24 protein-coding genes and 1 pseudogene are annotated in these 24,815 nt (G+C 65.1%); 17 read left to right on the top strand and 8 right to left on the bottom strand.

Going from position 1 to position 24,815, the window contains the following annotated elements; genetic code table 11:
• Positions 1 to 98: 98 nt before the first annotated feature.
• From hemW to rph, 4 genes are read right to left on the bottom strand one after another with little or no spacing between them, the layout of a single operon-like run.
• On the bottom strand, positions 99 to 1,256 hold the full coding sequence (hemW, locus tag J2X57_RS14340) for a radical SAM family heme chaperone HemW (RefSeq protein WP_036116242.1): 1,158 nt from the start codon (positions 1,254 to 1,256) through the stop codon (positions 99 to 101).
• The gene (gene rdgB / locus J2X57_RS14335; RefSeq protein WP_036116240.1) at positions 1,253 to 1,846 is read right to left on the bottom strand and encodes an RdgB/HAM1 family non-canonical purine NTP pyrophosphatase; all 594 of its coding nucleotides are present in this window, start codon (positions 1,844 to 1,846) and stop codon (positions 1,253 to 1,255) included. The genes hemW and rdgB overlap by 4 nt, the downstream gene beginning before the upstream one ends.
• A gap of 3 nt (positions 1,847 to 1,849) precedes the next feature.
• On the bottom strand, positions 1,850 to 2,362 hold the full coding sequence (locus tag J2X57_RS14330) for an N-acetyltransferase (protein WP_036116239.1): 513 nt from the start codon (positions 2,360 to 2,362) through the stop codon (positions 1,850 to 1,852).
• Positions 2,359 to 3,090: a ribonuclease PH gene (gene rph / locus J2X57_RS14325; RefSeq protein WP_036116236.1), complete on the bottom strand. Its 732-nt coding sequence runs from the start codon at positions 3,088 to 3,090 to the stop codon at positions 2,359 to 2,361. Before rph ends, J2X57_RS14330 begins: the two co-directional genes overlap by 4 nt.
• A gap of 75 nt (positions 3,091 to 3,165) precedes the next feature.
• On the opposite strand from rph, the gene J2X57_RS14320 reads away from it, so the two are divergent.
• From J2X57_RS14320 to J2X57_RS14305, 4 genes are all read left to right on the top strand, one after another.
• Positions 3,166 to 4,029, top strand: coding sequence for a YicC/YloC family endoribonuclease (locus tag J2X57_RS14320; RefSeq protein ID WP_036116235.1), 864 nt, complete (start codon positions 3,166 to 3,168; stop codon positions 4,027 to 4,029).
• Positions 4,030 to 4,040: 11 nt separating this feature from the next.
• Positions 4,041 to 4,961 carry a M14 family metallocarboxypeptidase gene (locus J2X57_RS14315; RefSeq protein ID WP_309868165.1) on the top strand — a complete coding sequence of 307 codons (921 nt, stop codon included), beginning with the start codon at positions 4,041 to 4,043 and terminating at the stop codon, positions 4,959 to 4,961.
• A gap of 665 nt (positions 4,962 to 5,626) precedes the next feature.
• The gene (locus tag J2X57_RS14310) at positions 5,627 to 6,190 is read left to right on the top strand and encodes a hypothetical protein (RefSeq protein WP_156108807.1); all 564 of its coding nucleotides are present in this window, start codon (positions 5,627 to 5,629) and stop codon (positions 6,188 to 6,190) included.
• A complete protein-coding gene (locus J2X57_RS14305; RefSeq protein ID WP_036116232.1) occupies positions 6,183 to 6,824 on the top strand; it encodes a hypothetical protein in 642 nt (213 codons plus the stop codon). Before J2X57_RS14310 ends, J2X57_RS14305 begins: the two co-directional genes overlap by 8 nt.
• Positions 6,825 to 6,874: 50 nt before the next feature.
• Here the strand turns inward: J2X57_RS14305 and J2X57_RS14300 are convergent, their stop codons facing one another.
• Both J2X57_RS14300 and J2X57_RS14295 read right to left on the bottom strand, forming a co-directional pair.
• The gene (locus J2X57_RS14300) at positions 6,875 to 7,990 is read right to left on the bottom strand and encodes an alkene reductase (protein WP_309868161.1); all 1,116 of its coding nucleotides are present in this window, start codon (positions 7,988 to 7,990) and stop codon (positions 6,875 to 6,877) included.
• Positions 7,987 to 8,499, bottom strand: coding sequence for a lactoylglutathione lyase family protein (locus J2X57_RS14295; protein WP_309868159.1), 513 nt, complete (start codon positions 8,497 to 8,499; stop codon positions 7,987 to 7,989). The genes J2X57_RS14300 and J2X57_RS14295 overlap by 4 nt, the downstream gene beginning before the upstream one ends.
• A 113-nt stretch (positions 8,500 to 8,612) precedes the next feature.
• On the opposite strand from J2X57_RS14295, the gene J2X57_RS14290 reads away from it, so the two are divergent.
• Together J2X57_RS14290 and J2X57_RS14285 are read left to right on the top strand one after the other, a co-directional pair.
• Entirely contained in the window at positions 8,613 to 10,799 is a 2,187-nt protein-coding gene (locus J2X57_RS14290; protein ID WP_309868157.1) for a penicillin acylase family protein, read from the top strand.
• Positions 10,800 to 10,808: 9 nt separating this feature from the next.
• Positions 10,809 to 12,113, top strand: a pseudogene (locus J2X57_RS14285) (amidohydrolase family protein); the annotation flags it as partial.
• Between the two features lie 75 nt (positions 12,114 to 12,188).
• Here the strand turns inward: J2X57_RS14285 and J2X57_RS14280 are convergent.
• The gene (locus tag J2X57_RS14280; RefSeq protein WP_309868430.1) at positions 12,189 to 13,157 is read right to left on the bottom strand and encodes an oxidoreductase; all 969 of its coding nucleotides are present in this window, start codon (positions 13,155 to 13,157) and stop codon (positions 12,189 to 12,191) included.
• A 117-nt stretch (positions 13,158 to 13,274) separates the two neighbouring features.
• On the opposite strand from J2X57_RS14280, the gene J2X57_RS14275 reads away from it, so the two are divergent.
• The 7 genes from J2X57_RS14275 to J2X57_RS14245 all read left to right on the top strand — a co-directional run bounded on the left by J2X57_RS14275 (position 13,275) and on the right by J2X57_RS14245 (position 18,415).
• The gene (locus J2X57_RS14275; RefSeq protein WP_309868155.1) at positions 13,275 to 14,201 is read left to right on the top strand and encodes an AraC family transcriptional regulator; all 927 of its coding nucleotides are present in this window, start codon (positions 13,275 to 13,277) and stop codon (positions 14,199 to 14,201) included.
• Positions 14,202 to 14,295: 94 nt separating this feature from the next.
• Positions 14,296 to 14,913 carry a guanylate kinase gene (gene gmk / locus J2X57_RS14270; protein ID WP_036116218.1) on the top strand — a complete coding sequence of 206 codons (618 nt, stop codon included), beginning with the start codon at positions 14,296 to 14,298 and terminating at the stop codon, positions 14,911 to 14,913.
• Positions 14,910 to 15,722 carry an ATP-binding cassette domain-containing protein gene (locus tag J2X57_RS14265; protein ID WP_036116217.1) on the top strand — a complete coding sequence of 271 codons (813 nt, stop codon included), beginning with the start codon at positions 14,910 to 14,912 and terminating at the stop codon, positions 15,720 to 15,722. Before gmk ends, J2X57_RS14265 begins: the two co-directional genes overlap by 4 nt.
• Positions 15,719 to 16,486 carry a lipid asymmetry maintenance ABC transporter permease subunit MlaE gene (mlaE, locus tag J2X57_RS14260; RefSeq protein ID WP_036116216.1) on the top strand — a complete coding sequence of 256 codons (768 nt, stop codon included), beginning with the start codon at positions 15,719 to 15,721 and terminating at the stop codon, positions 16,484 to 16,486. Before J2X57_RS14265 ends, mlaE begins: the two co-directional genes overlap by 4 nt.
• A 58-nt stretch (positions 16,487 to 16,544) precedes the next feature.
• A complete protein-coding gene (gene mlaD, locus J2X57_RS14255) occupies positions 16,545 to 17,420 on the top strand; it encodes an outer membrane lipid asymmetry maintenance protein MlaD (RefSeq protein ID WP_036116215.1) in 876 nt (291 codons plus the stop codon).
• A gap of 21 nt (positions 17,421 to 17,441) precedes the next feature.
• Positions 17,442 to 18,122, top strand: a complete 681-nt coding sequence (locus J2X57_RS14250) for an ABC transporter substrate-binding protein (protein WP_036116214.1) — start codon at positions 17,442 to 17,444, stop codon at positions 18,120 to 18,122.
• Positions 18,119 to 18,415: an STAS domain-containing protein gene (locus tag J2X57_RS14245; protein ID WP_043692053.1), complete on the top strand. Its 297-nt coding sequence runs from the start codon at positions 18,119 to 18,121 to the stop codon at positions 18,413 to 18,415. The genes J2X57_RS14250 and J2X57_RS14245 overlap by 4 nt, the downstream gene beginning before the upstream one ends.
• A gap of 112 nt (positions 18,416 to 18,527) precedes the next feature.
• Here J2X57_RS14245 and J2X57_RS14240 read toward each other — a convergent pair whose 3' ends face one another.
• On the bottom strand, positions 18,528 to 19,346 hold the full coding sequence (locus tag J2X57_RS14240; protein WP_036116210.1) for a VacJ family lipoprotein: 819 nt from the start codon (positions 19,344 to 19,346) through the stop codon (positions 18,528 to 18,530).
• 185 nt (positions 19,347 to 19,531) lie between these two features.
• Here J2X57_RS14240 and rpoZ point away from each other — a divergent pair, with 185 nt between their 5' ends.
• From rpoZ to recG, 4 genes are all read left to right on the top strand, one after another.
• Entirely contained in the window at positions 19,532 to 19,822 is a 291-nt protein-coding gene (rpoZ, locus tag J2X57_RS14235; protein ID WP_036116209.1) for a DNA-directed RNA polymerase subunit omega, read from the top strand.
• 112 nt (positions 19,823 to 19,934) lie between these two features.
• Complete coding sequence (locus J2X57_RS14230; protein WP_051944027.1) at positions 19,935 to 22,121, top strand: bifunctional (p)ppGpp synthetase/guanosine-3',5'-bis(diphosphate) 3'-pyrophosphohydrolase; 2,187 nt, start codon at positions 19,935 to 19,937, stop codon at positions 22,119 to 22,121.
• Positions 22,122 to 22,251: 130 nt separating this feature from the next.
• Positions 22,252 to 22,635 (top strand): RidA family protein, encoded by a 384-nt coding sequence (locus J2X57_RS14225; protein ID WP_036116206.1) that lies wholly within the window; start codon positions 22,252 to 22,254, stop codon positions 22,633 to 22,635.
• 37 nt (positions 22,636 to 22,672) lie between these two features.
• Positions 22,673 to 24,772: an ATP-dependent DNA helicase RecG gene (recG, locus tag J2X57_RS14220; RefSeq protein ID WP_309868428.1), complete on the top strand. Its 2,100-nt coding sequence runs from the start codon at positions 22,673 to 22,675 to the stop codon at positions 24,770 to 24,772.
• Positions 24,773 to 24,815: the final 43 nt, after the last annotated feature.

Genomic DNA, 24,815 nt, shown 5'->3' with positions numbered 1-24,815 from the left:
ACCTTCGCAGGAAGTTTAGGTGTGCGGGCGGGTGCGACGCCAGCGAAACCATGGCGGGCTTACGGCTTACCACTTATGGAGTAGGCGGGCGCTAACCGTTACGCCATGAACGCTTCGATCACATCGTTGAGAAAGCGCTGGCCGAGCGCGGTGGTGCGCAGGACCGACGGGTCGTCCACCAGCCAGCCGCGCCGGAGGCAGAGCGCGAGACCCTGCGCGATCGTCTCCGGCGGCAGCCCGGTCCGTTGCGTGAAATCGGCCATGGGCACGCCATCGATCAGGCGCAACGCATTCAACATGTATTCGAAGGGCAGGTCGTCCGCACCGACGTAGCCGTCGCCACCGATACGCGCCGGCTGACCTGCGGACGCGAGATAGGCCGCAGGCAGGCGGGTTTTCCAGCGACGGCGCACGCCGCTGGCGTCGCTGATCTTGCCGTGTGCCCCGGCACCGATGCCGAGGTAGTCGCCGAAGCGCCAGTAGTTCAGGTTATGCGCGCAACGGCGGCCAGCCTGCGCATAAGCCGACACTTCGTACTGTCCGTAGCCGCCCTCCGCGAGGCGAACCTCGCAGGCTTCCTGGATCGCCCAGGCGGCATCGTCATCGGGCAGCGGCGGCGGGTTGGCGGCGAACGCCGTATTCGGCTCCAGCGTCAGCTGATAGTGCGAAATATGCGTCGGTGCCAGCGCGATGGCCTTGTCGACATCGTCAAGCGCGCCCGCCAGGTCCTGCTCGGGCAGGGCGTACATCAGGTCGATGTTGATATTGTCCAGTCCGGCGTCCTGCGCGCTGCGCACCGCGTTGGCGGCCTCGCTCGCGGAGTGGATGCGACCCAGACGGTGCAGCTTGGTGTTGTCGAAACTCTGCACGCCGAAGGAAATGCGGTTCACGCCCGCGGCGAGGTAGCCGTCGAAGCGGCCGTGCTCGACGGTGCCCGGGTTGGTTTCCAGCGTGACCTCGGCGTCGTGCGCGAACGCGAAGCGTTCTTTGGCGCCGTCCAGAAACCGTCCGACCAGCTCGGGCGAGAACAGGCTGGGGGTGCCGCCGCCGAAGAACACCGTGCCGATCGACCGGCCGTGCAGCGCCTCGCCCATGTCACGCAGATCCGCGTCGAGGTCGGCCAGCAGCACGTCGACATACGTCGCGTACTCGGGTGTGCCGCGCACGCCGTGCGAGTTGAAATCGCAGTACGGGCATTTGCGCACGCACCACGGCATGTGGACGTAAAGCGACAGCGGCGGCGGGATCAGCGTCATGCGAGCTCGGCGAAGCGCGCCTTCAGCACGTCCAGCGCCTGGCCGCGATGGCTGAGGCGATTCTTCAGGGCGACATCAAGTTCCGCCGCGCTGACGTCGTAGCCGTCGGGCAGGAACAGCGGGTCGTAGCCGAAACCGCCCTCACCGCGTGGCGCCTCGAGAATGCGCCCATACCAGCGGCCTTCGGCGATCAGCGGCGCGGGGTCGTCCGCATGACGCAGCACCACCAGCACGGCGATGAAATACGCCGTGCGCTTGTCGGACGGCACGCCGTCGAGCTCGCGCAGCAGCTTCGCGTTGTTGGCGGCGCTGTCGCCGTGCGTGCCGGCATAGCGTGCGGCGTACAGGCCCGGGGCACCGTCCAGCGCGTCGACGCAGATGCCCGAATCGTCGGCCAGCGCGGGCAGTCCGGTGATACGCGCCGCGTGGCGCGCCTTGATCAGCGCATTCTCGACGAAGGTCAGGCCGGTCTCGTCCGCGTCGCTGACACCGAGGCTGGTCTGCGCGACCAGTTCGACACCGCTGCCGGCGAGCAGCTGTTCCAGTTCCACGACCTTGCCGGCATTACCGGATGCAAGTACGAAACGCATGGGTCAGAGGTCTCCGGCCGTGAACTCGGGAGCGTAGTCCACGCGTCCGCGATAGCCGGTCAGTCCCTCGATCGTCAGCGGCAGCACCTGAAACGCGTTGCCGCCCTCGGACGCATCGTGCAGACCATGCGCGGACGCCTTGCCGAAGCCGAACGTCGTGTAATACGCGGGCGAGCCCAGCACGAATATCGCTCGCGCGTCCTGCACGAAGCACGCGCCGATGCCTTCCTCGATCAGCGCATGGCCGATGCCCTGGCGCTGGTGGTCGGGGTGCACGGCGACGGGGGCCAGGCCCAGCGACTTCCCGTCGTCGCCTTCTTCGATCGAGACCGGCGACAGCAGCACGTGACCGATCACCGTGTCCTCGTCATCGACGGCGACCAGTGACACCGTGGCGCGGCCGGCGTCGACCAGCTTGCGCACCAGTGTCGCCTCCGCGTCGCGCCCGAAGGCGGCGCGGTGGATGGCGACGATGGCGTCGAGATCGGCGGCCGTGGCGGCACGGACCTCGGTCATGGGGCCGTCTCCAGTGCGGCGCGCTGCGCGGCCACCAGTTCGTCGATGCCCTTGGCGGCCAGGTCGAGCAGCGCGTTCATCTCGTCACGGCGGAACGCGTGGCCCTCGGCCGTACCCTGCACCTCGATAAAGCCGCCACCGTCGTTCATGACGACGTTCATGTCGGTATCGCAGTTGGAGTCTTCGGGGTAGTCGAGATCCAGCACCGGCACGCCGTTGTAAACGCCTACCGACACGGCGGCGATGGCGCCGAGAATCGGGTTGCGCTTGATCGCATTGCGCTTCGTCAGTGTCGCGACCGCATCGACCAGGGCTACGTAGGCACCCGTAATGGCGGCCGTGCGCGTGCCGCCGTCGGCCTGGATCACGTCGCAGTCCAGCGTGATGACGCGTTCGCCGAGGGCGGCGCGGTCGACGCAGGCGCGCAGGGAGCGGCCGATCAGGCGCTGGATTTCCATGGTGCGGCCGCCCTGGCCACCGCGCGCGGCTTCGCGCTGCGTGCGGTCGGTGGTGGCGCGGGGCAGCATGCCGTACTCGGCGGTGACCCAGCCCTCGCCCTTGCCGCGCAGCCAGGGTGGGACGCGCTCTTCGATCGACGCGGTGCACAGCACCTTGGTGTCGCCAAAGGACACGAGGACGGAGCCCTCGGCGTGGCGGGTGTAGTGGCGTTCGATGGTGACGGGGCGCAGCTGGTCGGCTGCGCGTCCGCTCGGGCGGGAGAAAGTCATGGAGGGCCTGATTTGGGCGCGGGCGGTGGGTCAGTTTACCATTGCGCCCTTTCCTCCAGCGCAAGCGAGCCTTCGATGATCCGCAGCATGACCGCTTACGCCTCCGCCGAGCGCGCCGGCCCGTCCGGCACGCTCACCTGCGAGCTGCGTACCGTGAACCACCGGTACCTCGAGATCAGCCCCCGGCTGCCCGAGGACATGCGCGGCTTCGAGAGCGCCCTGCGCGAGCGGATCGGCGCCCGGCTGTCCCGTGGCAAGGTCGATATCACGGTGCGCCTGCGCGCCGAGGCCGGTGCGGCGGAAGGCCCGCAGGTCAACGGCGCGGTGCTGGCGCGCCTGTCCGAGCTGGCGCTGGACTTCGAGCAGCGCTTCCCGCGGATGACCATCGAGTTCACGGAACTGCTCCGCTTCCCGGGCGTGCTCCAGCAGCCGGAAACCGACGCCGATGCCCTGCAGGTCGCCCTGCTGGACGTGCTCGAGCGAGCCCTGGTTGCCCTCAACGACACCCGCGCCCGTGAAGGCCAGAAGCTGGGCGAGATGCTGAAAGAACGTCTGGACGGCATCGAAAAGATCGTGGCCGACGTCCGCGTCTGGCTGCCCGAAATTCAGGCGGCCTTGCGTGCCCGCCTCGAGGGGCGGCTTGCCGACATCCGGCAGCCGGTGGAGCCGGGCCGTCTGGAGCAGGAACTGGTGCTGCAGATCACCCGCGTCGACGTGGACGAAGAGCTGGATCGCCTGACCACCCATATCGCCGAGGCACGTCGCGTGCTGGCGCTGAAGGAGCCGGTCGGCCGTCGTCTCGACTTCCTCATGCAGGAATTCAACCGCGAAGCGAATACGCTCGGGTCGAAATCGGTCGATTCGCGTACGACGAACGCCGCCGTCGAGCTCAAGGTGTTGATCGAGCAGATGCGTGAGCAGGTGCAGAACATCGAATGAGCCACCCCACCATGAATACCCCTGCATACCCCGTCGGCACGCCCGGTCAGCCCTGGAACGCATGTGACGTTGCCGCCTGGCGCGCGCGTCAGGTGAAGACGCGCACCTATGCGGACGACGTCCTGCGTGCCATTGAGCCGCTGCGCGAACGTTTCGATGTGAGCGAATACGGCCGCCTCATGTATGCGGAAGGCGAATACCCGCTGCTGGCGATCCGTAGCCGTGGCTGGAACGACCAGCTTCCCGTTTTGCTCGTCACCGGTGGCGTACACGGATACGAGACCAGTGGCGTCGAAGGCGCGCTGCAGTTCGTGCGTGAGCATGGCGACGATTACGCCGGTCATGCCAACCTTCTGGTCGTGCCTTGCGTGAGCCCGTGGGCCTATGAGCGCATCCTGCGCTGGAACCCGGAAGCGATCGACCCCAACCGCAACTTCGTCGTCGACAGCCCGGCGGCGGAGTCGGCCGCGCTGGTCGAACTGCTGGCGCCGCTCGTCGATGCCGTGCTGGTGCACATCGATCTGCACGAGACCACCGACTCCGACGAGTCGGAATTCCGCCCGGCACTGGCCGCGCGCGATGGCGTCGATTACGAGCCGGGTGAGATCCCCGACGGGTTCTACCTCGTCGACGATTCAGGCAACCCGCAGCCGGCGTTCCAGAACGCCATCATCGAGGCGGTCGCCAAGGTCACCCATATCGCACCCGCCGATGCGCAGGGCGAAATCATCGGCTCGCCGGTCGTCGCACCGGGCGTGATCGAATACGACGTCAAAAAACTCGGGCTCTGCGCAGGCATCACCAACGCCCGCTATGTCACGACCACCGAGGTCTATCCGGACAGCCCGCGCGCGACGCCTCAGCAGTGCAACGATGCCCAGGTGGCGGCGGTGAGTGCGGCCTTCGACTACGCGCTGGCGCATCAGGCATGAAGCAATCGGCGCTCAGAAGGTCGCCATCAGCTGCGCGCCGATAGCCACCGCATCCGGCTCGTGCCGGCAGGCCGGGGAAGGGGCCCCGATACATCGCATCGAGCGAATACCAGCGGGTGATCCGGGCGCTATGGCGGTCGGCCCACATCCACTCGGCCGCCATGGTCAGCCCGCGGCGTGTGTCTCCTGGCTCGTGGAAAACCTTCTGAGACCCGATCGCGTAGAACCCGGATCGGCCGCTCACGCGTCCCGCTTGTCCTTCGCGCGCCACCCGCGACGTATCCAGATAGCCGCTGAGCTTAAGTTCATCCGCCTCGGGCCGACCGGGTGCGATGAAGTGGATGTCCAATTCCAGCGGCAGCATGGCCCCGGTCGATCGCCGAGCGTGATGTGCATCGAGCCCGACGCCCACGTCGTCAACTTGCCGAGGTCGAGGTAGCAGAGGTGCTGAAGCTGCTGGAGGTGCTACATTCTGCCGTGCCAAAGCGACAATTTACCGCTGCGTCGGCGTGCAAACACCTGCGAATCGGGCAAACCAGCGCTGTCCGCGCAGCAAGCTGGGCCGCCGGTCTGGGCAAAGCCTACTCACAGCATCGGCCGACGCTGGTCGTTCAGAACTTTACTCACACGCATGCTCAGCCGATCACTTCACGGACGGCGGGGCCATGATTCCGGCATTCGATTTCTCGGGCGTCCTTCCGCCCTATACAGGCAGCGCCCAGGCGATAGATGGGCGCTCTCCGTATCCGGTGAGCCTCCGTGAAGTTCACGAGCGACTGGCTACGTCTCCTGCCCGAAAAGAGCTATTCGACGGCCTTTTGCGCTATCGCGAAGCCCTCCGAGGCTTCGGCATCGTCGACGGTTTCCAGTGGCTCGACGGCAGCTTCGTCGAAGACGTCGAGCGAACCGAAAATCGTTGTCCGCGCGACATCGATGTCGTCACGTTCGCGCGTCGCCCGCGCCATCTCCGGCGAGACGAAGCCTGGTGGACGGCGATGGATGAGCGCGGCGACCTGTTCGCGGCGCATCGGACCAAGCTGATGTTCCGATGTGATGCCTATTGCATCGACCTCGATTCACGATCATTGTGGCTCATGCGCCAGATAACCTATTGGCACGGACTGTTCTCACACCGTCGTGAAAGCAATCGATGGAAGGGCATGCTTCAGGTCGATCTTGTCGATTCTGGTGAGCTCGCCTTAGCAACGAAAGGATTAAATAGTGAGTAACTTCTCAAACATAGAGTGGCTACGCGCCGACCTTGGAGCGGCACGCGACATGCTTCGGTCTGCTCGCGCCTATCGTGACCCGCTAGCCATCTTGCAATACAAATGCAGGATAGAGGCGATCGAGGCGGACCTCGAAGCGGCGCTCAACGAAAAAAGTGAGACCGCTACCGCGACAATTTTCTTCGGCGGCCGTCCGCTTGTCGGATCCAGAGGCGTGGATATTCTCTTCGCGAGTAAGGCTCTTGAGCTCTTCCAGCAGGTATTGCTTGCCCAGTGCGCAGGCGACCGTAGTGCTATGCGAGACAGCGCCCTGCTCATGGTGACGGGCTTTGACAGAAGCTCGATGAGCTTTCAGCTTGAGGAGGAGGCAGCGCCGGGAATGATGGCAACGGGGCTAGCGGACTCCCTCGATCAACTTAGCCAAACTCTTGCGCTGTGCGCTGGACCTGGGGATGAGTGGCGTGCGATGTTGGCTCGGGTCGACGAAGGGCTATACAGCATGCTTCAGGAATGGTTTGTCTTCCTCGATAGTGCCGATGCCTCCGTCAGAATCATTCAACGGATGCGCGATTGTGATCTCAGTCGCGAAGGCGTGGCACTCGCTCGCGAACGACTGAGCCACGCCTCACGGTAACAGGGTTGGCTCCCACCGGCTCTACCGGCCGCCACGGGTTACTTCGTGCGTTAGACCGCGTTTGTGGCCCCGTAGAACGGGTAGTCCGTATAACCCCGCGCATCGCCGCCGTAGTACGTCGCCTGGTCCGCCTTGGCCACCGGCCAGCCATGACGATAACGATCGACGAGGTCGGGATTGGCGATATACGGCGCGCCGAAGGCGGCCAGATCGATCAGCCCGCCCGCGATCATCGCGTTGGCCTTCGCGAGGTCGAGGCCGCCTGCAAGGATCAACGTTCCACCATAGGCGGCCCGGAATCTCGCGAGGAACCCAGTCGGCATGGCGGGTGCGCCACGGCTGGCCTGATCCATGATGTGGACGTACGCGATGTTGCGCTTGCCCAGTTCACGTGCCAGATAGAGGAAGGTCTCCTCTTCACCTTCGAAGTCGCCCAGGTCATGCAGGCGTCCGAACGGCGACAGTCGAATGCCCACCTTCGCGGCGCCGATGGCGGCGATGCACGCATCCACGACATCGAGTGCGAAGCGTGCGCGGTGTTCGACCGTGTCGCCGCCATAGGCATCGGTGCGGTCGTTGACGGCGCCGTTGATGAACTGCTCGACGAGGTAGCCGTTGGCGCCGTGGATTTCCACGCCGTCGAAGCCGGCGGCGACGGCGTTGGTCGCCGCGCGCGCGAAATCGGCGACCACGCGCGGCACTTCGTCAGTGCCAAGCGCGCGCGGCGTACTGGCGGCAACGAAAGCCGGGTTGCCGTCCGCGTCATAACCGAACGCCGAACAACCGGCGGCCGGACGGTTAGTGGAACTTACCGGTGCCGCACCGTTTTCCTGGAGCGAGGTGTGCGACATGCGTCCGACGTGCCAGATCTGCGTGAAGATGACGCCCACGAGATCGTGCACCGCGTCGGTCACCTTGCGCCAGGCCGTCACCTGCTCGTCGTTCCACAGGCCCGGGCAGTCGACGAAGCCATTGCCTTCCCTCGAGATCGGCGTGCCTTCGGTGACGATCAGGCCGGCTCCCGAGCGCTGGCGGTAATAACGCACGGTATCGTCCGTGGGCACATAGCCCGGGGCGCGCGCACGCGTCATGGGTGCCATGACCGCGCGGTTCTTCAGCGGTACGCCCGAGAGGTCATAGGCGTCGAAGAGCGTCGTCGTGCTCATGCATCCGCTGCCTTGCCGTACGCACCCGCGGAATAGGTCAGCTCGTAGCTGTGGCTGTAGATCTCGAGGATGTTGCCGAACGGGTCTTCCATGTAGACCATGCGATAGGGCTTCTCGCCGGGAAAATATTCGCGCACGGGCATGCGCTGCTTGCCGCCCGCGGCGACGATCTTCGCCGCCAGACCCTCGACGTCAGGATCCTGTACGCAGAAATGAAAGACGCTGGTCTTCCAGTATTCGAAGTTGTTGTCCGGGCGCTGCGCGTTACGGAACTGAAAGAGCTCCACGCCCACGCGGTCGCCCGTGGACATATGCGCGATGCGGAACGAACCCCAGCCGACGCCGAATACGTCGGTGCACATCACGCCGATGGCGCTGTCGTCTTCCTCGATCGTGGTCGGCGGCATGATGAGGTACCAGCCCATGACCTCGGTATAGAAGGTGACGGCGGCGTCCAGATCGGTGACGGAGAGGCCGATATGGGAAAAACTGCGTGGATAGGTCGACATGGCGCGCTTCCTCGATTTATATCCGTGTGAAGCTAGTAGCGCATCGCCATAATGGGAATGACCATCCCGTTATCATGTTGATTAGATATTCTTATGGTTGCCAAGGGGAATGCATGTCCGTACGTCGCCTCTCGTTGTGTCTGCCCCTGCTTCTGGCGCTGACGGCCGTATCGTCCGTCCAGGCCGCCGACGATGCGGTTCGCTGGAAACACGAGGCGGGCGCGGTCACCATCCAGCGCGATGACTGGGGCATCGCCCATGTGCATGGCAAGACAGATGCCGATGCCGTTTTCGGCATGGCGTATGCCCAGGCCGAGGACGACTTCAACCGCGTCGAGACCAACTATCTCGTCTCGCTCGGTCGACTGGCCGAAGCGGAAGGAGAGTCGGCTCTGTGGCAGGACCTGCGCCAGAAGCTCTTCGTCGACCCGAACGATCTCAAGGCGCTCTATGCGCGCAGCCCCGACTGGCTCAAGTCGCTGATGAATGCCTGGGCGGACGGACTGAACGACTACCTGGCCACCCATCCGGACGTGCATCCGCGGGTCATCACGCATTTCGAACCCTGGATGGCGCTGAGCTTCAGCGAAGGCAGCATCGGCGGCGACATCGAGCGTGCGTCGACGAAGGGCTTGCAGGCCTTCTATGACAACGACCCGGAAGGCGCCCTGGCACAGTTCACCCCACCCTCCAGCTGGTGGGAGCCCACGGGCTCCAATGGCATCGCCATCGCGCCGAAACTGACGGCGAACGGACATGCCTTGCTGCTGATCAATCCGCATACCTCGTTTTTCTTCCGCTCCGAGTTGCAGATGTCCAGCGACGAGGGTCTCGACGCCTATGGCGCGGTGACCTGGGGGCAGTTCTTCATCTATCAGGGCTTTAACAAGCACATCGGCTGGATGCATACGTCGACCGGTGCCGACGTGGTGGATGAATTCGCCGAGACCATCGTGCAAAGGGACGGCAAGCCCTTCTACCGCTACGGTAGTGAGCTTCGTCCGGTCACGTCGCGCGACGTCGTCGTGCCGTATCGCATGGCGGATGGCTCGCGCGCCGCGCGTACCTTCACGGTGTACGCCACGCACCACGGCCCCATCGTGCGTGCCGACGGCGATAAGTGGATTGCGCTTGCGCTGATGAACAAGCCGCTCGAAGCGCTGCAGCAGAGTTGGCTTCGCACCAAGGCCAACGATTACGCCGCGTATATGAAAGTCGCGGACTTCAAGGCCAATTCGTCGAACAACACGATCTACGCAGACGATAAGGGCCACATCGCGTACCTGCATCCGCAGTTCATCCCGAACCGTGACAACCGCTTCGATTATTCGAAGCCGGTCGACGGCAGCGATCCGGCGACGGACTGGAAGAGCTTGTTGCCGCTCGACAAGGCGCCACATCTGCTCGACCCGCCGACGGGCTGGATCTTCAACACCAACGACTGGCCGTATTCAGCAGCGGGCCCCGACAGTCCGAAGCAGGCCGACTTTCCGCGCTACATGGACGCGGTTGGCGAGAATCCGCGTGGCCTGCATGCGACGCGCGTGCTGACGGGACGTCACGATTTCACCCAGGCGTCGTTGATCGACGCGGCGTTCGACCCGTATCTCCCGGCGTTCGCCCGGCAGCTGCCGATCCTTATCGCCGATTACGACGCATTGCCGTCGAGCGATCCGCGTAAGAAGGCCCTGGCCGGGCCGATCGGCCTCCTGCGTACCTGGGACTACCGCTGGGGCGTCACGTCGATGCCGACGTCACTGGCGGTGTTCTGGGGCGACATCCTCTGGGACAAGGCGAGCAAACTGGACTCCGAAGAGGGGCTCAGCGTTTACGACAGGATGGCGGGAAAGGCGGGGCCCGACGTGAGGCTCGCCGCGCTATCCGAAGCGGTCGATCGTCTGCAGAAGGACTTCGGTAGCTGGGGCGTACCCTGGGGCGAGATCAACCGCTATCAGCGCGTTGACGGCGCGATCAAGCAGGGCTTCGACGACGGCAAACCGAGCATCCCGGTGCCATTCACCTCGTCGCGCTGGGGATCTCTCGCCTCCTTCGGCGCGCATCGCTGGCCGGGTACGAAACGCTATTACGGAACCAGCGGCAATAGCTTTGTCGCCGTGGTCGAGTTCGGTGACAAAGTGAGCGCCCGCGCGATCACGGCGGGCGGTGAGAGCGGTGATCCTGGGTCGAAGCACTTCAATGACGAGGCCGAGCGTTACACCACGGGCAACCTGCGTAAGGTGTATTTCTGGCCCGAGGATCTGCAAGGCCACATCGAGCGCACCTATCATCCTGGCGAGTAACCGATTCACATGAGGATATCTATGGCACGGTCTGTGGGGTTGCGAGCAGGGCTCGCGTGTGTGCTCGGTTTGCTGCTCGCCACCAGTGCGGTGGCGCAGAAAATAGCGTCAGCGCAAGCCGCTCCGCAATCAACGTGGCTGCTTAAGGCTGACCGCGTCTTTGACGCCCGCAGCGAGAAGACTCATTCGGGTTGGGTCGTGCTGGTGCAGGGCGAGCGCATCCTGGCGGTCGGCGCGCCCAACGACGTCACCGTTCCCGCCGACACACAGACCATCGATCTGCCCGGGACGACGCTCTTGCCTGGACTCATCGACGCGCATTCGCACATCTTCCTGCACCCGTACAACGAGACCTCCTGGAACGACCAGGTACTCAAGGAAACCTTGCCCTTCCGCACGATCGAAGCTGTGCAGCACGCGCGCGACACCTTGATGGCCGGCTTCACGGCGCTACGAGACCTCGGCACCGAAGGCGCCGGCTACGCCGATGTCGACGTGCAGCACGCGATCGATAAGGGCGTTATCCCGGGCCCCCATCTGTATGTGGCCACGCGAGCCACGATCGCCGCGCACTGCTACGGCCCGGGCCCGCTGGGCTTCCGCGACGACATGGACCTGCCGCAGGGCGCGATTCCGGTCAGCGGCACGGCGCAGATGCTCGATGCCGTGCGCGACCAGGCCGCCCACGGAGCGGACTGGATCAAGCTCTACGCGGACTATCACTGCGGCAAGGCGAAGGGCTCGATGCCGACGTTCACCGAAGAAGAGCTGAAGGCCGCCGTGGATGCCGCTCACGCCATGGGCCTGCCCGTTGCCGTCCACTCGACCACAGCCGAAGGCATGCGTCGTTCCGTCATGGCGGGCGTCGACACGATCGAGCACGGCTACGAAGGCACGCCCGAAGTCTTCGCGCTGATGAAGAAGCACGGTGTCGCCTTCATGCCGACGCTCGAGGCCAGCGCCGCGACGTCGGAATATTTCGGTGACTGGAAGCCGGGCCGCCCGCCGACGGAATCGATGCAGAGGGCGGCGAGGGCATTCAAGCTGGCGATGGATGCGGGTGTGACGATAGGTAATGGCAGCGACGTGGGTGTCTTCACCCATGGGCAGAACTACAAGGAACTGGAGTGGATGGTGCGCGAAGGTATGTCACCTGCGAAGGCATTGCTGGCCGCCACCGCTATCGACGCGAACGTGCTTCGTCAGCAGGATCGCATCGGTCAGCTCAGGCCGGGCCTGGATGCCGACATCATCGCGGTACAGGGTGACCCGACGACGGATATCGGCGCGCTGGCGAACGTGGCGTTCGTCATGAAGGGCGGGGTGGTTTACAAGCGCTCGGGAATGCCGGTGGCGATCTCATCGTCACCGGCGCAACTGAATGCCCTGTCAGTAGGGGAATCTCACGTTCGTCTGCGTTTCGCTGAGTGTCCACAGTCGCTCGGCGGCTTCAACATCGACCGCCCAGGGACGCACGCCAACCGCCTGGAAGCCCAGGGCGAGTTCGTCATCGACGGGCGGCATGACGGGCGACACATTGACGTCCTCGCAGTAGACGCCACCCATGCCGTCGAGTTGCGGACTCGTCGCGCACCACACGCTGGTCGCCGCGCCCTGCGCCACACTTTTCATGCCACGTGCAAGGTCCACGACCGGCCGGCCTTCCTCGTCGATGGCGCCACGGGCGCGGAGATCGTCTTCGCTCATGTAGCGCGCAAGATCGGTGACGATTGCCCCCGGATGCACCGAGAAGGCGCGGACGCCATGTGCTTTACCACGGGCGTCGAGTGCAACCGCAAATAGTGCGTTGGCGGTCTTTGACTGACCGTAGGCGATCCACGGATCGTACGCGCGGCGCTCGAAGTGCGGGTCGTCGAGATCGACGCCCGCGAGTCGATGGCCGCGAGACGACAGTGACACCACGCGCGCACCGCCTGCCGCGGCGAGTGCGGGCCATAGCCGCATGGCGAGCTGGAAATGACCGAGGTGATTGGTCGCGAACTGGCGTTCGTAGCCACGCGTATCCCTTTCCAGTGGACAGGCCATGACGCCGGCGCTGTCGATGAGGATATGCAGCGGTTCGCCTCGTGCGACGAAGCGAGCGGCGAAAGCGTCGATGGACGCCGGATCGGCCAGGTCCATGGGTTCGATGACGATGTCCAGGCCGTCCAGTGCCTTTCGTGCCTTGGCGAGGTCCCGTGCGGGGACGATAACGCGGGCGCCGGCGGCACGGAGGGCCCGGCTGGTCTCGGTGCCTATGCCGGAGTAGCCGCCGGTGACGATGGCGGTCTTGCCGGTGAGGTCGATGCCGGCCAGCACGTCGTCGGCGGTGGAGGCGGCGGTAAATCCAGTAGCCATGGGGCTCTGCGGGGTCGACATGGGATGGGATCCTGTGGGGTCTCCCAGGAAAGATAGGGGTACGAAGTCGAACGATGAATGCTTGAAAATCCCTCATGCATGCTCAATCGTTCGGGAATGAACGACGACCCCATTTCCCAGGTCCTTCGGTTGGCCGACGTCGAATCCGTGATGTCGGGCGGATTCTCCGCCAGCGGCGCGTGGGCGGTCCGTTTTCCCCCGCCGGACCGCATCAAGTTCTTCGCCGCCGTCCACGGCGCCTGCTGGCTGCGCATGGATGGCGAAGAGGCCGCGCTGCGGATGGAGGAGGGCGATGTCGTCCTCCTGACGGCGGCACGAGGCTTCATCATGGCCAGCGATCCGGATCAGCCGCCGATCGAGGCGTCATCCCTCTTCGCCGGCATGACGCGCCCTGAGATCCGGGCGCTGGGCGGGAGTCCCCGCGAGGGCGGCCAGGACGTGACTCTGCATCTCGGTGGCCATGTGCGGATCAATCCCGCCTACGCGTCTATGCTCAACGAGGCGTTCCCGCCCCTGATCCACGTCCGCGGCGAATCCGATGAGGCCCAGGTCATGCGCTGGGTGCTCGATCGTCTGGTCGAGGAATGCGACGTAGACCGCCCGGGCTCAGGGATGGTAACGACGCAGCTGGCCTATCTGCTGTTCGTCCACGTGTTGCGTTCTCATCTGGACAAGGGCGGCGAATTGCCCGCGGGCTGGCTGCGCGCCGCCGCGGATCCTCGCCTTGGGCCTGTGTTGAAGATGATGCACGGCGAGCCGGGCCGCGCCTGGCGCCTCGACCAGCTGGCCCGGGCCGCCGCCATGTCCCGAACCGTCTTCGCGACGCAGTTCAAGGCCGTCGCGGGGGTGGCGCCGCTCGCTTACCTCACCCGCTGGCGGATGCGTCTGGCTGAGCACGCGCTACGTCGTGGCGGCGTGCCGGTCGCGGCGCTGGCACGCGATCTGGGCTACGCCTCCGAAAGCGCTTTCAGCCACGCGTTCAAGCGCGTGGTCGGTATCTCGCCGAGCCGGTACGGGGGCTGAAGTGCCCGCGAAAGCCGGGTCCGTGCAGAATTTCGCTACAATTGCGTTTTGCCCGGCAGGGAATGTCCATGAACCCCCTACGAGAAGCCCGCGGATGATCGAAGGCACCCTGTTCGTGGTGGCCGCGCCTTCGGGTGCGGGTAAATCCACGCTGGTCAACGCGCTGCTCGAGCGCGAGCCGGATATCTCCCTGTCGATTTCGCACACGACGCGCCCGCCGCGCGTGGGTGAGCAGTACGGCCGCCATTATTTCTTCGTGGAGCGTCCGGACTTCGAGAACGAGATCGCCGAGGGCATCTTCCTCGAGCACGCCGAAGTCCATGGCAACCTCTACGGCACCTCGCGCACCGTGGTCGAGGAGAAGCTGAAGGTCGGCTCTGACGTCCTGCTCGAGATCGATTGGCAGGGCGCGCGTCAGGTGCGTAAGGGCAAGCCCGATTGCGTGTCAGTTTTCATCCTTCCTCCGTCCCGCACGGAACTCGAACGCCGCCTGCGCGGTCGAGGTTCGGACGCGCCCGAGGTGATTGAACGCCGCCTGTTCAACTCGCGCGAGGAGATCGCTCATGCGCACGAGTTCGACTACATCATCGTCAACGATCGCTTCGAGGACGCCCTGGCGGACCTTCAGGCGATCGTCCGCGCCGTCCGCCAGCGCACGCCCATGTCGGCGCGCCGCCACGAAACGCTGATCGAGGAGCTGCTGGCCCCATGACCGACGACGCCATCGTCCGCATTCGCGGACTGACGACCGTACTCAACGGCAAGACGATTTTCGATTCCCTGGATCTCGATATTCCGCGTGGCAAGGTCACCGCCATCATGGGGCCCAGCGGTACCGGCAAGACCACCCTGCTCAAACACATCACCGGGCAGATGCGTGGCGATGCCGGTACGGTCGAGGTCGATGGCAACAACGTTCCCTCGTTGTCGCGCGAGAAGCTGTTCGAGCTGCGCGAACGCATCGGTTATCTCTTCCAGAATTCCGCGCTGCTCACGGACTTCGACGTCTTCGAGAACGTGGCTTTTCCGCTGCGCCAGCACACGAAGCTGCCCGAGGAACTCATCCGCAACATCGTGCTGAACAAGCTCGAGGCGGTGGGCCTGCGCGGTGCGGCGAAGCTCGAGCCGACGGAGCTATCCGGCGGCATGGCCCGTCGCGTGGCGCTGGCCCGGGCCATCGTGTTCGATCCGGCGCTGATCCTCTACGACGAGCCCTTCGTCGGCCTCGATCCGATCGCGCTGAATCAGGTGCTGCTGCTGATTCGCACGCTCAACCAGACGCTCGGTATCACCAGCGTGCTCGTCGCGCACGAGCTCGCCGCCGTGCAGAAGGTGGCCGACCACGTCTACCTGATCGCCAACGGCAAGGTCGTGGCGCAGGGTGATCCCGCCAGTCTGGCCACCGATGGCTCGCCGTGGACGGCGCAGTTCTTCGGCGGTGAGATCGACGGTCCCGTTCCTTTCCAGTATCCCGCGGGCGATTACGCCACCGCGCTCGGTTTCCCCGGAGGCAAGGCATGACCACCCGGGACGACAATGTCGTCATCCGCAGCCTCGCGCAGATCGGCGCGTGTGGCCTGTTCCTCATCAATATCCTCGGTGCGGTGCCGCGCAGCTTCCGCTACTTCAGTGAGACGCTGCGGCAGATCTGGTTCGTCGGCGCGATGAGCCTGACGATCGTGATGACCTGCGGTCTGTTCGTCGGCATGGTGCTCGGCCTGCAGCTGTACGACGTGCTGTCGATCTTCGGAGGCACCTCGGCCACCGGTACGGTCGTCGCCATCGCGATCTACCGCGAGCTCGGTCCCGTCGTCACCGCGTTGCTCTTCGCCGGCCGCGCCGGCACCTCGGTGACCGCCGAGATCGGCCTGATGCGCGCGACCGATCAGCTCGACGCCATGGAAATGATGGCGGTGGATCCGGTCGCCTATGTGGTGGCGCCGCGTTTCCTCGCCGGCGTGGTCGCGCTGCCGCTGCTGGCCGTCGTGTTCTGCGCCATGGGTGTGTTCGGCGGCCATCTGGTCGGCGTGACCTGGCTGGGCATCGACAACGGCACCTTCTGGTCGAACATGACCGCGTCGGTCGACGTCCACAAGGACATCATCGACGGGGTCCTGCTCAAATCGTTTGCCTTCGGCATCGTGGTCTCGCTGATCGCGGTGTTCCAGGGCTACACCACGCCGCCCACCAGCGAGGGCGTCGCATACGCGACGACGCGCACGGTGGTCGCTTCGTCCATCGCCATCCTGGCGCTGGACTTCGTCCTCACCTCGTTCCTGATCTGAGGCACCGGAGACCCGCCATGACCCTTCTTTTCCCTATCTCCCATTCGAGGATCGTGCCGTGAGCCAGAGACCTTCCTATGCCGTCGGCACCGGCCTGTTCATCGTGCTCGGTTTCGCCGCGTTGGCCTACCTCGCCACGCAGACCACGTCGGTGGCCAATTCGCATCGCGGTTCCGCCTATGAGGTGACCACGCGCTTCGTCAATGTCGGACAGCTCAAGGTCCGCGCCCCGGTGAAGGTTGCCGGCGTGCGTGTCGGCTCGGTCGACGCGATCGACCTGGTTCCGGGCAAGGAAGAGGCGAAGGTGACCCTGTCGATCGACGACAGCCACAAGGACATTCCCGATGACTCCGTGGCCACGATCTACACCAGCGGCCTGCTCGGCGACCAGTACGTCGGCCTGCAGTTCGGCCAGTCGAAGACGCCGGTCAAGGCGGGCGGTGAGCTCGCCTTCACCCGTCCGGCTCAGCAGCTGGAAGAGATGATCGGCAAGTTCTTCGGCGGCGGCAGCGCCCCCGACCGTCTGGGTGGCACCTTCCACGTGACGGGCAACTTCACCAACATCGGCGGCCTGCAGCCCGGTGCCGCGGTCAAGCTGGCCGGTGTGCCGATCGGCAGCGTCGAATCGGTGGTGGTCAAGCCCGGTTCGTCGGAAGCGACCGTGACCCTTGCGATCGACAAGCGTTACTCCCAGATACCTGACGACTCGGCCGCCGCGGTGTTCACAAGCGGTTTGATCGGTAGCCAGTATGTTGCGATCCAGCCCGGCGGCTCGCCGGAATACCTGGCTGACGGCGATGAGCTGGTGCTCACGCAGTCGGCGCTGCAGCTGGAAGATCTGATCGGCAAGTTCCTCGTGAACGGTTCGCCGAGCGACAACAAGAACGGTTCCGCCCCGGGCGGCAACCAACCCGACAACGCCGGCAAGAAGTAAGGCCGGCTCAGGAGATATCGCATGCTGCGTCAGATTTCCCTCGCCATCGCCCTTGCCATCGGTACGGTCGTGGCCGCCCCCGTGCTCGCCCAGGATGCCGCTCCGGCGTCGGCCGGCCAGCAGCAGGGTCCCCAGCAGGTCGTCCAGACCATTTCCGACGACCTGGCCAAGGCCATCGAAGGGCACCAGGCCGAGCTCAAGAACGATAAGGAAAAGCTGATCGCCGTCATCGACGACACCTTCCTGCCGCATTTCGATATCGATTACGCGTCGATCCTGGTGCTGGGTCAGCACGCCAAGGAAGCCTCGCCGCAGCAGCGCGAGCGTTTCGCCAAGGCGTTCTATAACTCGATCACCCACCGTTACGCCGAGGGCCTGCTCAACTACACGCGCGGCCGGGTCAAGGTGCTGCCGTTCAACGGCGACCTGAACAAGTCGCGCACCCTGGTCCAGACCCAGGTCGTGCTCGACGACGGCAAGACCGTCTCGGTCAACTACGTGTTCCGCCAGAGCAAGACCACCGGCGACTGGAAGGCCTACGACGTTGTCATCGAAGGTATCTCGTACATCACCAACTATCGCAATCAGGTGGATGCCGAGATCAAGAAGGAAGGTCTCGACAAGCTGACCGCCGACCTGGAGCAGAAGGGTGCCGGCGCGATCGAGGAAATGAAGCAGGACACGGGCGGCGCGAACAAGTGAGCGACGCGTCGTTCTCGCTGACGACCCCGGCGCCGGACACCCTCGCGGTGTCCGGTGATCTTACGTTCGCCACGGCCGCCGACGCCCTCCACTCGGCCCGCGCCGAGCTGGACCGCGGCAAGCAGACAGTGCTGGATCTCGGCGGCCTGTCGCACGCCGACAGCGCCGGGCTGGCCACGGTGCTGGCGTTGCTGGCGCATGCGCGGGCCCAGCGCAGGGCCATCAAGGTCGCTCGTGTCCCCGAGGGGCTGCAGGCGCTGGCGCGGGTTTCGGGCGTCGACGAGTTGTTGTGATGTCGTGGTTATGTCGAGCTGAGACAGGCCCTTCGGGGCCTTTTTCGTTGCTGGGCGCGCCCGATCCATAAGGGTCCAGGCACAAAAAAAGGGCCCCGAGGGGCCCTTTTCATCAGTTGGGCTGCTGCCCGTTCTGGTTTTCCCACTTGTGCTGTTCGTCCAGGAGCTTCTCGGGATCGAAGTCCTTGTCCTGGTCGAGGCCCTGCAGCTGTTCGATCGCTTCCGCCGGCGGGTTGCCGTCGTAGATCTGGCTCAGGCGCTGCTGGCGGTAAGCGTCGCGCAGGAACACGTAGGGATCGTAGGCCGAGGCCAGGAAGCTTTCCGCGTCGATGGCGCGGGCGCGCAGGGTAATGAGATAGAGGACCGACGGGGCGTAGTACTGGCCGGCCTTGAAGTCGTGGTTACGCGACAGGTAGCTCAGCGGATCGAAGAAGTAACTGTCGACCGGCAGACGCCAGATGTCGCGCACCGTGCTCGGACCGACGAACGGCACGACCAGGTAGTCGCCCTCGGGGACGCCCCAGCGGGCCAGGGTCACGCCGAAATCGCTGTCGTACAGCGGCATGCCGAGCATGCTGGCCGGATCCTTGAAGCCCAGGAAGCCGATGGTCAGGTTGACCACGAAGCGGCCGGTCGTAATGACCGCCTGCTTCGGACGAGCCTGGAGCAGCTGGTTGCCGATGGTGATCGGCAGCCGGATGTTCGTATAGAAGTCGCTGACGGCCGTCCGCACCGGCGGGGTGGTGATCTTACGATAGCCGACAGCCACCGGCCGGATGATGGCCTTGTCCAGCTTGTCGTTGAAGGCGTAGACCTTCCGGTTGAACTTTTCGTTCGGATCGTCGTTTCGCGGCGGGGCGATGTGGCACGCGGCCAACAGCGCCAGCGCGGCCAGGCCGACGGCGTTACGGACGATCCGGGGGAGGTTCATGGGGCGCATCGGAGTGACTTTGGGGGTGGGGCGATAGGATAGTGTACCGCCTGGTTTTATTATTTGCACTAATGCCCGTCCGTCCTGGTCAGAACCGCACATGATACCCCTCACCTCATTGCCAGCCAACGGGGCTGACCGCTAAACTGCACAGTCAGAAGTGTCTTTATTGTCAAGGATTTGAAATGGCCCGTATTACTGTCGAAGACTGCCTCGAGGTAGTCGACAACCGCTTTGAGCTCGTGCTCATGGCGACCAAGCGCGCCCGCCAGCTGTCCAAGGGTGCCGAACCCACGCTCGATCCGGGCAACGACAAGCCGACCGTGCTCGCCCTGCGTGAAATCGCCGATCGTCGCGTCAACGACGAAATGATCGACGAGATCGACCGCGCCGCCCGCGAGCGCGCCGAGCGCGAAGCCCTCGAGTGGGCCGCCACGGAAGTGGACGACGACCTCTCGAAGGGTGGGGATGATTGATGATGCCGGGTCGCTGTCGGCCCAGCACTCATCTGAACGTTGCGCACGTTGACGCGCGGCTGCTGACGCCGCGCGCGGGAGGCTGCACCGGCTGACGGTGTAAGGTTCTCCCATGGAAGTCATTCCCGCCAAAAAACTGACCGACGTGGTCGATGATGGCCCGGTGCCTCCCTATGTGCAGGCGCTGGAAGAGCGCGTGGGCGCTTACCTGCCGCACGACCAGGTCATGCGCATCCGCCGCGCGTTTCTCATCGGCGCCGCCGCGCACGAGGGCCAGACGCGAAAGTCGGGTGAGCCGTACATCACGCACCCCGTGGCCGTGGCCCACGTCCTGGCGGAGCTGGGTCTCGACGCCGAGACCATCATCGCCGCGATCCTGCACGACACCCTCGAAGACACCCGGCTTGCCCGCGAAGAGCTCGCCGGCGAATTCGGCGAGACCGTGGCGGAGCTGGTCGACGGCGTCACCAAGCTCGACAAGATGCGCTTTTCCAGTCGCCAGGAAGCCGATGCGGAAAGCTTCCGCAAGATGCTCCTGGCCATGGCGCGCGACCTGCGGGTCATCCTGATCAAGCTGTCCGACCGCCTGCACAACATGCGTACGCTGGGCGCCAAGGACGCGACCTCGCGCCGTCGTATCGCGCGCGAAACGCTCGAGATCTACGCGCCGATCGCCCAGCGCCTCGGCATGAACAAGTTCAAGGCCGAACTGCAGGACCTCGGCTTCAAGGCGCTCTACCCGGATCGCCACCGCATCATCGGCGAGCGCATCCGCGCTGCGCTCGGTAACCGTCGCGAAGCGATGGCCAAGATCGAGATGGCCCTCGAAGGTCGGCTTGCCGCCGAGAAGATTCCCGGTCGTGCGGTCAGCCGGATCAAGTCGGCATGGAGCATCTATTCCAAGATGCGCGGCGACCACAAGTCGTTTGCGCAGCTGATGGACGTCTACGGCTTCCGCGTCATCACCGATAACGCCATGCACTGCTACATGGCGCTGGGCGCCGTGCATGGGCTGTACAAGCCGGTCGACGGTCGCTTCAAGGACTTCATCGCCATTCCCAAAGGCAACGGCTACCAGTCGTTGCACACCGTGCTGCTCGGGCCCTTCGGGGCGCCGATCGAGATCCAGATCCGTACCTCGGAGATGGAATCGGTCGCGGAGCGCGGCGTGGCGGCCCACTGGGCATACAAGTCCGATTCCGGTCCCGCCAACAGTGCCCAGGCGCGTGCACGTGAGTGGCTGTCCGCGCTGGCGGACAGCCAGGCCAACACCCCCTCAGCGTCCGAGTTCCTGGAAAACGTCAAGATCGACCTGTTCCCGGACGAGGTCTACCTGTTTACCCCGCGCGGCGAGATTTTCTCGCTGCCGCGAAACGCGACCGCGCTGGATTTCGCTTACGCCGTGCATACGGACGTGGGCGATCATGCCGTCGCGGCGCGTGTGGACAAGAAACTCGTGCCGCTGCGCACGCGCCTGATTTCCGGCCAGCAGGTCGAGATCATCACGGCGCCGTCGGCGGTGCCCAACCCCGCATGGCTGGAAGCGGTGGTCACGGGCAAGGCGCGCACCGCCATTCGTCAGTACCTCAAGCATCTGCAGCACGAGGATGCCGTGGACTTCGGTCACCGCATGCTGGATCGCGCGCTCGACGCGCGCGGCATGAGCCTCGACTCGGTGCCGGCCGCTACGCTGGATCGCTTCCTCGAAGACGCCAAGCTCAAACGCCTGGAAGAACTCCTGTCCGAGATCGCGCTGGGTAACCGGTTTGCCGACCAGGTCGCCACGCAGCTGGTCGCTCTGCTCGGGCCGGGCAAGGGCGAGCCGTCGGCGTCGTCTGAGCAGCAGCACAGCGCGGAGAAGATCCGCATCAGCGGCGCCGAGCGCGGCGTGCTCAGCTTCGGCAATTGCTGTCATCCGTTGCCGGGCGACGAAATCATCGGATTCCTTTCCTCGGGCAAGGGTATCGTCGTGCACCGGGTGGAATGCCCGAACGTGCCGGAGTTCCGCAAGACGCCCGAGCGCATCGTGGCCATCGAGTGGGATCGCGACGTGTCGGGCGACTACCGTGCCGAACTGCGCATCGAGGTGCTCAACCGCCCCGGCGTCCTCGCCACGGTGGCCGCGGCCATCGCCGACGCCAGCTCGAACATCGAGAACGTCGAATACATCGAGCGCGACAGCACGGCGGCCACGCTGCTCTTCGCCATCGAGGTCAAGGGGCGCAAGCATCTTGCCGACGTCATGCGCCGGGTCAGGCGCACGGGTGTAGTCAGCGGCGTATACCGCCACCCCCTGTAGGACCGCGCCCTGCGCGCGATGGGTTCACCGTGGGTGAGCATTCGCACGGGGCGTGCTCCTGCACGTCGCTTCAGGTAGCTAGCGTGGCGCGGCGTAGATAGACTGCTGTGAATTCATCGAGGATGTATCCATGACCCGCAGCACCATCGCCACCGATAAGGCTCCGTCGGCCATCGGCCCATACTCGCAGGCCGTGCGCGCCGGCAACACGGTGTATTTCTCAGGGCAGATTCCGCTCGACCCGGCCACCGGAAATCTCGTCGAGGGCGACATCACCGTGCAGACGCGTCGCGTCTTCGACAACCTGGTCGCGGTGGCGGAAGCCGCGGGCGGCAAGCTGGCCGACATCGTCCGTGTGGGCATCTACGTCACCGATCTGGGCGACTTCGCCGCGGTGAACGCCGTGATGGCCGAATATTTCCAGCAGCCGTACCCGGCGCGCTCGACCATCCAGGTCTCGGCACTGCCCAAGGCGGCAACGGTCGAAGTCGACGCGATCCTCGTCCTGCCGTAAGGGCGCCGTCATTCCCGTGGCCCGTCGCGCAACGCCGATCACCGCTGCCGTTCCGGTGGCGGACCCCGGGCGTGCGCCGCTGACATCGCTCGGCGGCGTCGGGCCGGCGCTTGCCGAGACCTTGCGCAAGCTCGGCCTTCGCGAAGTGCAGGACCTCTGGTTCCATCTGCCTTTGCGTTACGAGGACCGCACCACGGTCGTGCCGATCGCCGATCTGCGCCCGGGCGATCGCGCCCAGGTCGAGGGTGTCGTCGAACATGTCGAGCGCGGCTTTCGCTTTCGTCCGCAACTCAAGGTGATCATCGGCGACGACTCCGGTCGTCCGTTGTTGCTGCGCTTCTTCCACTTTCGCAAGTCGCAGGTCGATCAGCTGCCGAAAGGCGCGCGCCTGCTGTGCTTCGGTGAAGTGCGCCAGGGCCCGCAAGGGCTGGAGATCGTCCATCCGCAGTACCAGCGCATCGAGACCGACGAACCCGTCCTCATGGACGAGCGGCTGACCCCGGTGTATCCGACGACGGAAGGACTCGGGCCGCGTCGCCTCGCCAGCGTCATCGCCCGTGCGCTGGCGCACCTGCCGACCGACGATCGTCTGGAGTTGATTCCCGAGGAAATCGGCCGGCCGGCGGGGCTGACGTCGCTGCGCGACGCGCTGTCCTACGTGCATCGCCCCCCCACGGATGTCGATCTGCGGCAGCTGGAGGAAGGGCGGCATCCGGCGCAACAGCGGCTCGCCTTCGAGGAGTTGCTGACCCAGCACCTGACGTTGCGCCGCATGCGTGCGGCGGTGAAAGAACGCAAGGCGCCCGCGCTGAAAAGCGCGGGCACACTGAAGGATCGTCTGCTCGCCGCGCTTCCGTTCGCGCTGACCCGCGCGCAGACGCGCGTGTCGAAGGAAGTCGCACGCGACCTGTCGCGTGCCCATCCCATGCTGCGACTCGTGCAGGGCGATGTCGGCAGCGGTAAGACGGTCGTTGCCGCGCTGGCCGCGGTCGCCGCCGTCGAGAGCGGTTACCAGGTCGCCCTGATGGCGCCGACCGAACTGCTTGCCGAGCAGCATCTTCGTAACTTCCGTGCATGGCTCGAGCCCCTCGGTCTCGAAGTGGAATGGATGGCCGGCAAGGTGCAGGGCAAGGCGCGCAAGAGCGCGCTGTCACGCGCGGCGGAGGGCCACGCCCATGTCGTGGTCGGCACGCACGCACTCATGCAGGAAGGCGTCGCGTTCAGGAAACTCGGCCTGGTGATCGTCGACGAGCAGCACCGCTTCGGTGTGCATCAGCGGCTCGCTCTGCGCGACAAGGGCGCCGAGGGCTCGCTCATTCCGCACCAGCTCGTACTTACCGCCACACCGATCCCGCGCACGCTGGCGATGAGCGCGTACGCCGATCTCGACGTCTCGTCCATCGACGAACTACCACCCGGACGCACGCCGGTGCAGACCGTCGCGATCTCGAACGAGCGTCGCTACGAGGTCATGGAGCGCATCCATGCGGCCTGCATGCAGGGCAGGCAGGTCTACTGGGTCTGCACGTTGATCGAAGAGTCCGAGCAGCTGAACGCGCAAGCCGCCGAGGTGGCGCACGCGGAGCTGACGACCGGCCTTCCCGATCTGGCCGTGGGCCTGATTCATGGACGCATGAAGCCGAAGGAGAAACAGGCGGTGATGGATGCGTTCAAGGCCGGCGAACTTGCCGTGCTGGTCGCCACCACCGTCATCGAGGTGGGCGTCGACGTGCCCAACGCCAGCCTCATGGTCATCGAGAACAGTGAGCGCCTCGGTCTCGCCCAGCTGCATCAGCTGCGCGGGCGCGTGGGTCGTGGCGCCATCGCATCCAATTGCGTGCTGCTCTATCAGACACCGCTGTCGCGTCTGGCGAAAGAGCGACTACAGGTGATGCGTGAGACCAACGACGGGTTTCGCATCGCCGAAAAGGATCTGGAACTGCGTGGCCCCGGTGAAGTACTGGGCACGCGTCAGACGGGCCAGCTGCAGTTCCGCATAGCCGACCTCACCCGTGACGGTCATCTCATGCCCGAAGTGCAGCGGGTCGCCGAAGCCATGATGAAAGATCATCCCGCGCGTTGTGAGAGGCTCATCGCACGCTGGGTCGGCGACGCGGCGCGTTACGTCGACGCCTGACGGACTCATGCTAGAGTCGGAGCTTCCTTTAAGGGGAGGCAGG

It is taken from the genome of Luteibacter sp. 1214, assembly GCF_031455395.1.
Classification (GTDB): Bacteria; Pseudomonadota; Gammaproteobacteria; order Xanthomonadales; family Rhodanobacteraceae; genus Luteibacter; species Luteibacter mycovicinus.
This window is presented reverse-complemented; position numbering and strand designations above follow the sequence as displayed.